This window comes from Halomonas sp. E14, assembly GCF_052568415.1.
The window spans coordinates 2,414,260-2,426,621 of the sequence record NZ_CP199423.1 but is presented as its reverse complement, the minus strand read 5'-3'; the positions used below and the strand labels follow the sequence as shown (position 1 = coordinate 2,426,621).

Annotated in this window: 10 protein-coding genes; all 10 read left to right on the top strand. The window is 66.5% G+C overall.

Features of this window, described 5'->3' with window-relative positions:
* The first annotated feature begins 18 nt into the window (after positions 1-18).
* The 10 genes from ACT7B3_RS11300 to ftsA all read left to right on the top strand — a co-directional run bounded on the left by ACT7B3_RS11300 (position 19) and on the right by ftsA (position 12,333).
* A complete protein-coding gene (locus tag ACT7B3_RS11300) occupies positions 19-1,533 on the top strand; it encodes a UDP-N-acetylmuramoyl-L-alanyl-D-glutamate--2,6-diaminopimelate ligase (RefSeq protein WP_445158013.1) in 1,515 nt (504 codons plus the stop codon).
* The gene (locus ACT7B3_RS11295; RefSeq protein WP_445158012.1) at positions 1,526-2,893 is read left to right on the top strand and encodes a UDP-N-acetylmuramoyl-tripeptide--D-alanyl-D-alanine ligase; all 1,368 of its coding nucleotides are present in this window, start codon (positions 1,526-1,528) and stop codon (positions 2,891-2,893) included. The genes ACT7B3_RS11300 and ACT7B3_RS11295 overlap by 8 nt, the downstream gene beginning before the upstream one ends.
* Before the next feature lie 9 nt (positions 2,894-2,902).
* Positions 2,903-3,985 carry a phospho-N-acetylmuramoyl-pentapeptide-transferase gene (gene mraY / locus ACT7B3_RS11290; RefSeq protein WP_445158011.1) on the top strand — a complete coding sequence of 361 codons (1,083 nt, stop codon included), beginning with the start codon at positions 2,903-2,905 and terminating at the stop codon, positions 3,983-3,985.
* A gap of 38 nt (positions 3,986-4,023) precedes the next feature.
* Entirely contained in the window at positions 4,024-5,406 is a 1,383-nt protein-coding gene (gene murD / locus ACT7B3_RS11285) for a UDP-N-acetylmuramoyl-L-alanine--D-glutamate ligase (RefSeq protein WP_445158010.1), read from the top strand.
* 11 nt (positions 5,407-5,417) lie between these two features.
* Entirely contained in the window at positions 5,418-6,644 is a 1,227-nt protein-coding gene (gene ftsW / locus ACT7B3_RS11280) for a putative lipid II flippase FtsW (protein ID WP_445158873.1), read from the top strand.
* A gap of 29 nt (positions 6,645-6,673) precedes the next feature.
* Positions 6,674-7,729 carry an undecaprenyldiphospho-muramoylpentapeptide beta-N-acetylglucosaminyltransferase gene (gene murG, locus ACT7B3_RS11275; RefSeq protein ID WP_445158009.1) on the top strand — a complete coding sequence of 352 codons (1,056 nt, stop codon included), beginning with the start codon at positions 6,674-6,676 and terminating at the stop codon, positions 7,727-7,729.
* A 58-nt stretch (positions 7,730-7,787) separates the two neighbouring features.
* A complete protein-coding gene (gene murC / locus ACT7B3_RS11270; protein ID WP_445158008.1) occupies positions 7,788-9,200 on the top strand; it encodes a UDP-N-acetylmuramate--L-alanine ligase in 1,413 nt (470 codons plus the stop codon).
* Positions 9,197-10,126 (top strand): D-alanine--D-alanine ligase, encoded by a 930-nt coding sequence (locus ACT7B3_RS11265; RefSeq protein ID WP_445158007.1) that lies wholly within the window; start codon positions 9,197-9,199, stop codon positions 10,124-10,126. The genes murC and ACT7B3_RS11265 overlap by 4 nt, the downstream gene beginning before the upstream one ends.
* Positions 10,123-10,848, top strand: coding sequence for a cell division protein FtsQ/DivIB (locus ACT7B3_RS11260; RefSeq protein WP_445158006.1), 726 nt, complete (start codon positions 10,123-10,125; stop codon positions 10,846-10,848). Before ACT7B3_RS11265 ends, ACT7B3_RS11260 begins: the two co-directional genes overlap by 4 nt.
* A 201-nt stretch (positions 10,849-11,049) precedes the next feature.
* Positions 11,050-12,333 (top strand): cell division protein FtsA, encoded by a 1,284-nt coding sequence (gene ftsA / locus ACT7B3_RS11255; RefSeq protein ID WP_445158005.1) that lies wholly within the window; start codon positions 11,050-11,052, stop codon positions 12,331-12,333.
* Positions 12,334-12,362 lie beyond the last annotated feature (29 nt).

Sequence of the window (12,362 nt, the reverse complement as noted above, 5' to 3'; positions counted from 1 at the left end):
CCATGCGGAGACCTCTTGATGCAGGTAAGTGCCTCCCGTCTTCAAGCCGCGCTGCGGCGCTGTTGGCCCGGGCTGGAGATGCCCGGCCTTGCCGCCGAGACGCCGTTGCGACTCGAGCTGGACAGCCGGCGCGTGGCGCCGGGCGATGTCTTCGTCGCCGTGCCCGGAGTCGCCGTGGATGGACGACGATTTCTCGACCAGGCGCTGGCCGCCGGCGCCCGCTGGGTGCTCTACCACCTCGAGGCCAGCGATGTCGCGGAGGGCATGGCGCGGCACCCGCAGGTGATCGGGCTGCCCTTCCTGCGCCAGCGGCTCGGGGAGCTGGGGCAGTACCTGTTCGAGGTGCCGGAAACGCTGGAAGTGATCGGCGTGACCGGTACCAATGGCAAGAGTTCGGTGACCCACTACCTGGCCGAGCTGAGCCTGGCGCTGGGCCGAGACAGCGGCGTGCTCGGCACACTGGGGCATGGCCGACCCGGCGCGCTGACCGCGGGCGCGCTGACCACACCGGGACCGCTGGCGCTGCAGGCCGCCTTGGGCACCATGGCGCGTGACGGCATGAGCCGTATCGCCATGGAGGTCTCATCCCATGCGCTCGATCAGGGGCGTCTCGATGGGTGCCGGATCACCGCTGGTGTGTTTACCAACCTGAGCCGCGACCACTTGGACTACCACGGCAGCATGGCTGCCTATGCCGCCGCCAAGGCGCGCCTGTTCCGCCGCCCCGAGCTTTCGCTGGCGGTGGTCAATGCCGACGATCCATTGGCGCGCCTGATGCTGGCTGGCGTTGCGCCGGGCGTGCGCGTGCTGGCGGTAGGCAACGACCCGGCGGCCACGCTGCGGGTAGCGGAGTGGACCCCACGCGAGTCGGGGCAGGTCGCCCGCGTGGCGACGCCCGAAGGCGACATGACCCTTGCGCTGTCGCTGATGGGGCGTTTCAATCTCGACAACGTGCTGATCGCCATCGCGACACTGTACGGGCTGGGTTCGCCGCTGACGTCACTGTTCGAGGCGGCTGCCCGGCTGACCCCGGTGCCGGGCCGCATGCAGCGGTTGCCCGCTTCAGCGGGGCCCGGCGTGGTCGTCGACTATGCCCACACCCCGGACGCTCTCGAGAATGCCCTGACGGCGCTACGTGCGCACCTGCCGGGCGGCGGTCGGCTGTGGTGCCTGTTCGGCTGCGGCGGGGATCGCGATGCCGGCAAGCGGCCATTGATGGCGGCCGTGGCGGCGCGTCACGCCGACCGAATCGTCGTGACCGATGACAATCCTCGCAGCGAGCCACCCGACGCGATCCGCCAGCAGATCCTGGCAGGGCTGCCCGCCGAGGTGCGCGCTGAGGCCTGGGAGATCGGCGAACGTGGCGAGGCCATCGCCCGCGTCGTGGCCGAAGCCGCCGCGGGGGACGTGGTGCTGATTGCCGGCAAGGGGCACGAGAACTATCAGGAGATCGCGGGCATGCGGCAGCCGTTCTGCGATGTCAGCCGGGCGAACGAGGCGCTCGAGCGTCGCCGGGGAGGCAGCAATGGATAGCTGTGGCCTCGCTTCCCTGAGTCAGGTGGCCGAGGCGCTTAACCTGGCGCCGCCCGAGCGCGACCTGGCACTCACCGGCATCACCACCGATACCCGACAGCTGACGCCCGGGGCGCTGTTTATCGCTCTGCGCGGCGAGCGCTTCGATGCTCATGCATTTTTGACCCAGGCCCGGGAGGCCGGCGCGTGCGCCGCGCTGGTCGAACGCCCGGTGGACGACCCGTTGCCCCAGCTGGTCGTGGCCGATACCCGCCTGGCGCTGGGCCTGCTGGGGCGTGAGCGTCGGCGCGCCTGGGCCGGGCCGCTGATCGCCGTGACCGGCAACAGCGGCAAGACCAGCGTCAAGGAACTGCTGGCACTTATCCTGGGACGCAGCGGGTCCACGCTGGCCACCCGCGGCAATCTCAACAACGACATCGGCGCGCCGCTTACCCTGCTGTCGCTGCAGCCGCGCCATGTGCGGGCGGTGGTAGAGCTGGGCGCAAACCACCTGGGCGAGATCGCCTGGACGGCCACGCTGGCCGAGCCGCAGGTGGCGGTCATCACTAATGTCACCGGTGCCCACGTTGGCGAGTTCGGCGGCATGGGCTGCATCGCCCAGGCCAAGGCCGAAATCCTCGTCGGGCTGCCTGCGGATGGCGTAGCCGTGCTGAATCGCGATGACGCCTATTTTCCGCTCTGGTCACGCCTGGCCGCGCCGCGCGCGGTGCTGGACTTCGGCCTGTCGCCGGGTGGGCGGGTGCAGGCGACCGAGCTAGCTTGCGATGATCTTGGGCGTTATGCTTTCACGCTTGTTCTGGACGGCCAGCCGCTGGGCCGAGTGCGGCTCGGCCTGCTGGGCCGCCACAGCGTCGCCAACGCCCTGGCTGCCGCCGCGGGCGGGCTGGCGCTTGGGCTGCCGTCCGACCAGGTGCTGGCCGGGCTGGCAGCGGCTGCGCCCATGCCTGGGCGCCTGAGCCCGGAACCGGGCTTGCGCGGCTGTCGCCTGCTGAACGACACGTATAATGCCAACCCTGGTGCCGTCAAGGCAGCCCTATCATTGCTGGCCGAATTGCCCGGGCCGCGCTGGTGCCTGCTTGGCGGCATGGGGGAATTGGGAGAGGCGTCCGACCGGCTGCATGCCGAGGTCGGGTGCTACGCACGGGAACTTGGGATCGACGTGCTCGGTACCTGCGGGGCGCTGGCGAAGCCGGCCAGCGATGCCTTCGGGGTGGGTGGGTACCATTTCAATGACCGCGAGGCGCTGCTGCGCCACGCCCTGGACCATTTGCCCGAAGGGGCCTGCGTACTGATCAAGGGGTCGCGCAGCGCAGGAATGGAACAGGTCGTGGCAGCCCTGCGCGCCGACGCATCAAGGTGAACGCAACACATGCTGCTCTATCTGGCGAATTTCCTGGCGCAGTACCAGAGCGCCTTCAATGTCTTCAACTATCTCACCCTGCGCATGATTCTGGGAACCGTGACGGCGCTGCTACTGTGCCTGTGGTTCGGCCCCCTGATGATTCGCCGCCTGGTCGAACGGCAGATCGGCCAGGCCGTTCGCGACGACGGCCCGCAGTCGCATCTTTCCAAGGCGGGGACGCCCACCATGGGTGGGGCGATGATCCTGATGGCGATTGCTGCGAGCACGCTGCTGTGGGCGGACCTGAGCAATCGCTTCGTGTGGATCGTGCTGATGGTGACGCTGGGTTTCGGCGCCATCGGCTGGGTGGATGACTACCGCAAGGTGGTGGAAAAGAATCCGCGCGGCCTGCCCGCGCGCTGGAAGTATTTCTGGCAATCCGTGTTCGGCCTGCTGACGGCGGCGGTGCTTTATGTCACCGCCACCAGCGCGGTCGAGACCAGCCTGATCGTGCCGTTGTTCAAGGACATCGTGATCCCCCTCGGAGTGTTCTACATCGTGCTGACGTACCTCGTGATCGTCGGCAGCTCCAATGCCGTCAATCTCACGGATGGGCTGGACGGCCTGGCGATCATGCCCACGGTCATGGTGGCCATGGGGCTGGCGGTATTCGCCTATGCCAGCGGCAACGCGGTCTTCGCCAACTATCTGCAGATACCCAATATCACTGGGGCGGGGGAGCTGGCGGTGTTCTGTGCCACCATTGCCGGTGCCGGTCTCGGTTTCCTGTGGTTCAACACCTATCCGGCTCAGGTCTTCATGGGCGATGTGGGGGCCCTGGCCCTTGGCGCCGCGCTGGGCGTGGTGGCGGTCATTGTGCGCCAGGAGATCGTGCTGTTCATCATGGGCGGCATCTTCGTGATGGAAACGGTCTCGGTGATCCTACAGGTCGCGTCCTACAAGCTGACCGGCCGGCGCATCTTCCGCATGGCGCCGCTGCATCATCACTATGAGCTCAAGGGCTGGCCCGAGCCGCGGGTCATCGTGCGCTTCTGGATCATTACCGTGATTCTGGTGCTGGTCGGCCTGGCCACTCTCAAGATCCGCTGAATCCCGGCGCCGGCGCAGTGCGGGACAAGGAGGCGAGCATGCACAAGGTGCCTAAGGGCGTGACGCTGGTGGTAGGGCTGGGTGTGTCGGGTCGTGCGATCTGTCGACATCTAGCGCGCCTTGGCGTGCCCTTTATGGTGGCGGACACACGCAGCGCGCCGCCCGGGGTTGAGGAGTTCCAATCCGCGCATCCGCAGGTGGCGCTTTACTGCGGGCCCCTGGAGGCGCTCGACATGAGCGAGGCGGAGGAAATCGTCGTCAGTCCGGGCATCGACCTGCGTACGCCGGGACTGGCCGAACTGCGCCATAGGCGTCGAACGGCGAACGATGAACCGCTGGTGGTGGGCGAGATCGCGCTGTTTGTGCGTGCCTGCCGGGCGCCGATCGCTGCCATTACCGGTTCGAATGCCAAGTCGACGGTGACCACCCTGCTCGGCGAGATGGCACGTGAAGCGGGGCGCCGTGTAGCCGTGGGGGGCAACCTGGGCACCCCGGCACTTGACCTGCTGGCGAGCGAGCTGGATGCCGAGCTCTATGTGCTCGAGCTGTCCAGCTTCCAGCTCGATACCACGCCCTGGTTAGGCGCGCATAGCGCCGCCTTCCTCAACCTCTCGGAAGACCATCTGGACCGTCACGGCGGCATGGCCGAGTACCGGGCGGCCAAGCTGGCCATCTTCCGTGGCGCCCACCATGGCGTGGTGAATGCCGAAGATCCCCAGACTTGGCCGGCGGCACCGCTGCCGCACCTGGACTACTTCACCACCGCGATTCCGCAAGGCGACGCCTGGGGCATTGCCCACCACGCAGGGCGCGACTGGTTGATGCACGGTGAAGAGAGGTTGATGCCCGCCGACGAGGTTCGCCTGGCCGGCCGGCACAACCAGGCCAATGCCCTGGCGGCTCTGGCCATGGGTCATCGCCTGGGCTTGCCGATGGCGGCCATGTGCCGCGTGCTGCGCCGCTTCGAAGGCCTGCCCCATCGTGGCGAGGTGGTGGCCGATGTCGCCGGCGTGCGCTGGATCAACGATTCGAAAGGCACCAATGTCGGGGCGACCCTGGCCGCCTTGGCCGGGATTGGGCCGACGCTTGCCGGCCGGCTGGTGCTGCTGGCAGGAGGCGTGGGCAAGGGAGCGGACTTCCGCCCGCTGGCGGCGCCGCTGGCCCGCTACGGCCGCGAGGCGGTACTGTTCGGCTGCGATGCACAGCGCCTAGCGCAGGCGCTTGAAGGCCAGGTCGCCACCACGGTGGTGGCCGACCTGGAGGCTGCGCTGGCACGCGCCAGCCAGATCGCCCAGCCTGGCGACTGCGTGCTGCTCTCGCCCGCCTGTGCCAGCCTCGACCAGTTCGCCAACTACCAGGCACGCGGCGATGCCTTCTGCCGATGGGTGAGTCGCCACATCAAGGGGAGAGAAGGCCAATGAAGCGCTTGCGCCTGTTACGCTTGGCGAAATGGAGGGCACGGCTGTCGATGGCCGACAAGCCGTTCGACGGCTGGCTGCTGCTGGCGTCGGTCTCACTGATGTTGATCGGCTGGGTAATGGTGAGCTCGGCGTCCACCGAAGTGGCGGCCGGGTTGACCGGCAACCCCTGGTATTTCAGCCAGCGCCACGCAATCTTCGTGGTTATGGCCATGACGGCCGGCGTGCTGACCCTGCGCGCGCCCCTGGCCTGGTGGCGGGCAAACGGTCCCCTCCTGCTGCTGGTGAGCATGGCGCTGCTGGTGCTGGTGCTGCTGGTCGGTCGTGAGGTCAACGGCAGTCGGCGCTGGCTTTCGATCCCTGGGATCCCTTTCAACCTGCAGGTGTCGGAAGTGGCAAAGCTGTGCCTGATCGTCTACATGGCCGGCTACCTGGAGCGCTTCCTGCCGGATGTGCGTCGCTACTGGGGGGCGTTCCTGCGGCCGCTGATGGTGATGGGTGTGATCGCCGTACTGCTGATCCTGGAGCCCGACTACGGTGCGGTGGTGGTGATGACCGGCTGCGTGATGGGCATGCTGCTCATGGCCGGTGCACCCTGGGGCCGCTTCGTCATCATCCTGGCGGCAGTTGGCCTACTGGGCTTTTACGTCGCCATCGCCGAACCCTATCGCCTGGCGCGCCTGACCAGCTTCTCCGATCCCTGGGCGGATCAGTTTGCCAGCGGCTACCAGCTGACCCAGGCGCTGATCGCCTTTGGTCGCGGCCACTGGTTCGGCATGGGCCTCGGCAATAGCGTTCAGAAGCTGTTCTATCTGCCTGAGGCCCACACTGACTTCGTCTTCGCGGTACTGGCCGAAGAGCTGGGGCTGTTCGGCGCCATCGCGGTGGTCGGGTTGTTCGCGCTGCTGATCTATCGCGCGATGGCGGTGGGGCGGCGCGCCGAGCTTGCCGGACTTGCCTTCGCGGCCTACGCCAGCTACGGCATTGCCCTGGTGATCGGGGCGCAGGCCTTCATCAACATCGCCGTCAGCACCGGAATGCTGCCCACCAAGGGCCTGACCCTGCCGCTGCTGAGCTACGGTGGTTCCAGCCTGTTGATCAGTGCCATGATGGTGGCGCTGCTGCTGCGGGCCGATATCGAGACACGCCAAGCGCTGCGCCGGGCAAGTCCCACGGCGCCACGCGAGGTCGCGGGAGAGCGACGCGAACCGCGTATCAACGGACATGGAGCGTACAAGTGAGTCGAGCTGAGACACGCCCTGTGTTGATCATGGCGGGGGGGACCGGCGGCCACGTGGTGCCGGCGTTGTCGCTGGCGCGCGGACTGGCAGCCGAAGGGGTCGAGGTACACTGGCTCGGCAGCCCACGCGGGATCGAGAACCGGCTGGTGCCCCAGGCGGGCCTTCCGTTGCATCGCATTTCGGTGGCCGGCCTTCGCGGTAAGGGTGTTGCCGGCTGGCTGTCGGCGCCCTTTCACCTGACCCGCGCCGTATGGCAGGCGGCAAGGATCATCCGCCGCCTCGACCCGGTGCTGGTGGTGGGACTGGGGGGGTTTGCCAGCGGCCCGGGCGGGTTGGCGGCCTGGCTGTTACGACGTCCGCTGGTGATCCATGAACAGAATGCCGTGGCCGGCATGACCAATCGGGCCCTATCGCGGCTCGCGCGGCGCGTCTATGCCGCCTTCGCCCAGGCCTTTCCCGGGCGCGGCGTGGTGGTCGGCAATCCGGTGCGTGGGGAGATCGCCGCGCTGGGCGAAGCGCCGCGAGACGCCCAGGCGATGCACGACCGTCCGCTGCGGCTGTTGGTTATAGGTGGCTCGCTCGGTGCCCTGGCGCTCAACGAACGCCTGCCCGAGGCGCTAGCCAGGCTGCCCGAGGACGTGCGCCCCGAAGTGCGGCACCAGGCCGGACGCGACAAGGATAGCGCCACTCGCGACGGTTACCTCGCCAACGGGGTCAGCGCAGAGGTGAGTGACTTCATCGACGATATGGCAACCGCCTACGACTGGGCCGACCTGGTGGTCTGCCGGGCTGGTGCCTTGACCGTTGCCGAACTGGCTGCTGCGGCCAAGCCGGCGCTGTTCGTGCCGTTCCCCCATGCCGTTGACGACCACCAGACGGCTAATGCAGCGGCATTGGTGGAGGCCGGCGCGGCCGAGCTGATGCCGCAGGATACCATGACCGCAGCGGCGCTTGCCGAACGTCTGCAGGCGCTGCTGCATCCCGATATTCTCGCTGCCATGGCGCTACGTGCGAGAGCATGCGCGCACCTCGACGCCGTCGAGCAGATGGTGGCCGGCTGTATGGAGATAGCGATTGAGCGATAGCACTCTAGGACCGGTTCCCGGTCAGGCAACGCCGTCTCGCCACGGGCGGGGCTTGGGGATGCGCCGCATACGGAGCATCCATTTCGTCGGCGTCGGCGGTGCCGGTATGTGCGGCATAGCCGAAGTCCTGGCCAACCAGGGCTACCGGGTCAGCGGCAGTGACCTGAAGGAGTCCACGGTAACGGCCCGGCTGCGCGAACACGGCATCCAGGTGGCCATCGGCCATGCCGCCGAGCATGCCCGGGACGCCGACGTGGTAGTGGTCTCGTCGGCGGTGGACGAGACAAATCCTGAAATTCGCTGGGCCCAGGAGCATCGTGTGCCGGTGGTGAGACGGGCGGAGATGCTGGCGGAACTGATGCGTTTTCGCCACGGCATCGCCGTGGCCGGTACCCACGGCAAGACGACCACCACCAGCCTGACCGCGACCCTGCTGGCCGAAGGCGGACTCGACCCGACCTTCGTTATCGGCGGTAAGCTGACCAGCGCCGGCGCCAATGCGCGGCTGGGCGAGGGCGACTACCTGGTTGCCGAGGCGGACGAGTCCGACGCTTCTTTCCTGCACCTGCAGCCGATGGTGTCGATCGTCACCAACATCGACGCCGACCACATGAGCACCTACGGTGGTGATTTCGATCGCCTCCGGCGCACCTTCATCGAGTTTCTGCACAACCTGCCGTTCTACGGCATGGCAATCCTGTGCGTCGATGATGAGCATGTGCGCGGGCTGCTCAGCCAGGTTCACCGGCATTTTGTCACCTATGGGTTCAGCGAAGATGCCGACTACCGGGTGACCGACTTCGTGCAAGAGGCCGGCGAAGTGCGCTTCACCGCGCTGCGTCCGGACGGCCTGGCGCCGCTCCAGGTACGCCTTGCCATGCCCGGACGGCACAATGCGCTCAACGCCCTGGCTGCTATCGTAGTGGCGACCGATGCCGGCGTGGACGACGCCGCCATCGTGCGTGGCCTGGCGGCCTTTGCCGGGGTGGGGCGTCGTTTCCAGGTGCATGGCCACTTTCCGCCCCCCGGCGGTGTGGGCGAAGTGATGCTGGTCGACGATTATGGGCACCACCCGCGTGAGGTGGACATGGTCATCAGGGCCGTGCGCGCCGGCTGGCCCCAGCGCCGCCTGGTAATGATCTACCAGCCCCATCGCTATACCCGTACGCGCGACCTGTACGAGGATTTCGTGCGAGTGCTGGGCGAGGTCGACGTGCTGCTGCTGCTGGATGTCTACAGTGCCGGCGAGACGCCGATCCCCGGCGCCGATGGCCGCGCCCTGGCCGGTTCGATCCGCCAGCGCGGCGGCATCGACCCGATCTTCGTGCAGGACAAGGCAGAGCTGCCGGCCCTGCTTTCGAAGGTGCTGCGAGCCGACGATATTCTCATCGCTCAGGGAGCGGGCGACGTGGGGGGCATCGCCCTGCGCCTGGCCGAAAGCCGCCTCGATCTGCGGGAGCTGGCGTCATGAGTCAGGAGCAGCGGTTCGGGCGCGTCGTCGTGCTCTACGGCGGCAATTCGGCCGAGCGCGAGGTCTCGCTCAAGAGTGGTGCTGCCGTGCTGGCTGCACTGCAGGGGGCCGGTATCGATGCGATTGGCTACGACCCTGCCGAAGGGGGGCTGGTCGGGCTCGAGGCGCTGTGCCCTGATCGCGTCTTCATCGCCCTGCATGGGCGCGGGGGCGAGGATGGCACCCTGCAGGGAGCCCTGGAGCTGCTCGGTATCCCTTATACCGGCAGCGGCGTGCTGGCATCGGCGCTAGGAATGGACAAGCAGCGCACCAAGCTGGTGTGGCGGGCCCTGGGACTGCCCACGCCGCCTTCGCTCATGCTGGGGCTCGATAGCGACTGGCATCAGGTGGTTGCTGAACTTGGCCTGCCGCTGGTGGTCAAGCCGGTCCATGAAGGCTCGACCCTTGGGATCAGCATCGTCCGGAGCGCCGAGGAGCTCGAGGCCGCTTACCGCGAGGCCGCTCGCTTCGATGCACGGGTGATGGCCGAGCGCTATGTCGCTGGGGACGAATACACGGTGTCGCTGTTGGGTGAGCGGGTGTTGCCGGCCATCCGCGTCGAGGTGCCGGGCGGCTTCTACGACTACGACGCCAAGTACGTGTCCAACGATACTTTGTACCACCTGCCCTGCGGGCTTGCGCCTGCGGACGAAGCGGAGCTCGGCGAGCTGTGTCAGCAGGCGTTTCAGGCCGTCGGTGGTGAGGGCTGGGGGCGGGTCGACGTGCTGCGCGACGCCGAGGGCAAGTTCTGGCTGATCGAGGTCAACACTTCGCCTGGAATGACCGATCACAGCCTGGTGCCGCAGGCCGCCGCCCATATCGGGATCGACTTCGTCGATTTGGTGAAACAGATATTGGCAACTACGCTGGAGCCGAGACCGGCATGAGCAACCGCGGCTCAATGATGGGTCTGCTGCTGTTGCTGCTGGTGCTGGGAGCAGGCGGTCGCGCACTCTGGCTATGGCTGGACCGGCCTATCGAGCGGGTCTCGATCCGCGGTGAGCTCAGCCATGTCAGCGCCGACTACCTGCGTTCCCAAATTGCACCGCTGGTGCAGGGCGAGACCTGGCTGTCGGCCAACCTGCCGGAACTGCGTCGCATGGCGCGTGAGATCGACTGGCTGGCCGAGGTCAGCATCGCTCGTGAGTGGCCCTACGGCCTGGCGTTCGAGCTGATCGAGCAGGTGCCAATGGCACGCTGGAACGACGACTTCCTGCTCAATCCCGAGGGCGAGCCCTTTGCCTTTGCCCCGGTAACGCCGCCGGAAGGCCTGCCGGACCTGGCCGGGCCGGACGGCAGCGGAGCCGAAGTGCTGGCCTATTATGCCAGGCTTACGCCGCGCTTCGATGCGCTGGGCGTGCGTATCTCTCAGCTGCGCCTGGAGCCACGGGGCGCCTGGCGCATCCAGCTGGACGACGGAGTCTGGGTGATGCTGGGACGCAGCGACCGGGATGCCCGCCTGGCCAGGCTGGGGGCCGCCTGGCAGCGGCAGTTGGGGGCCCAGGCCATGCATATACGCTACATCGACCTGCGCTACCCCAACGGCGTGGCGGTAGCCTGGCACGGCGAGACGGAAATCGAAGAGGAAGAGGATCAGGACGCGGGTTGAACGGTGCGTTGAAGTTCGTTCCGGCAGTGTGAGTGAGTTAAGCCTGCGTGGTTTCATTTATCTGAAATAAGCCGTATCGTGACCTTTGTTTTCTGTATTGGGCTGGTGGTCTAAGGCCGGTTGTTCCTATAATGGGCGCAATGACTTTCATCAGAATAAATGGATGCCCAGCGGACCAAGTTTCAGGAGATTTTCCGACACATGGCAGTCACTTCCAATTCCTCAAACATGGTAGTCGGGCTGGATATCGGAACGTCCAAGGTGGTGGCGATTGTTGGGCAGCCAACCGATGACGGCGGTATCGAAATTGCGGGTATCGGTTCGCATCCCTCGCGGGGGATGAAAAAAGGCGTTGTCATCAATATCGAATCTACCGTGCAGTCCATCCAGCGCGCGGTGGAAGAAGCCGAGCTGATGGCCGGCTGCGATATCCATTCCGTGTATGTCGGGGTTGCCGGCAGTCATATCAGCTCGATGAATTCCGATGGGGTGGTCGCCATCAAGGAGCGCGAAGTCACCCCCTCCGATATCGACCGCGTGATCGACTCCGCAAGGGCCAGGGCCATTTCGGAAGGGCAGCGGGTGCTGCATGTGCTGCCGCAAGAGTTCGCCATCGACACCCAGGGAGGCATTCGCGAGCCGCTCGGCATGTCCGGAGTTCGCCTCGAGGCCCGCGTTCATCTGGTTACGGCCGCGCTCAATGCGGTGCAGAACATCGACAAGTGCGTACGCCGCTGCGGCCTGGAGGTCGATGCCATCATTCTCGAGCAGTTGGCCTCCAGCATGGCGGTACTGACCGAGGACGAGCGCGAGCTTGGCGTCTGCATGGTGGATATCGGCGGCGGGACCACCGATATTGCCGTTTTCACCGAAGGCGCCATCCGGCACACGGCCGTGATTCCCATCGCGGGCGACCAGGTGACCAACGATATCGCCATGGCCCTGCGTACGCCGACCCAGTACGCCGAAGAGATCAAGGTCAAGTATGCCTGCGCCTTGACCCAGCTAGCCTCCAGCGACGAGATGATCAAGGTGCCGAGCGTGGGCGACCGCCCGTCGCGCGACCTATCGCGCCAGGCGCTGGCGGAAGTGGTGGAGCCTCGCTACGAGGAGCTCTTCACCCTGATTCGTGATGAACTGAGGCGCAGCGGCTATGAGGATCTGGTAGCCGCGGGCGTGGTGCTGACCGGAGGCACCTCGCGCATGGAGGGGGTCGTCGAGCTGGCGGAAGAAATTTTCCATATGCCGGTGAGAATCGCCTGCCCGCACAGGGTCAGCGGCCTGTCCGATGTCGTTCGCAATCCGATTTATTCTACCGGGGTAGGTTTGCTACATTACGCCCTCCAGGAGGCCCGGCACGGGCGCGGCCGAGAGGGCCGAGTGATAACAGCGCAACCCAGGCGTGATGACGTCTCCCAGCGTGGTGGATGGGAAGGGATTCCAGCGCTGGCAAAACTCAAGGGCTGGTTGAAAGGAAATTTCTGACAGGGACCGCACCGCGGTCCAGGAGACGG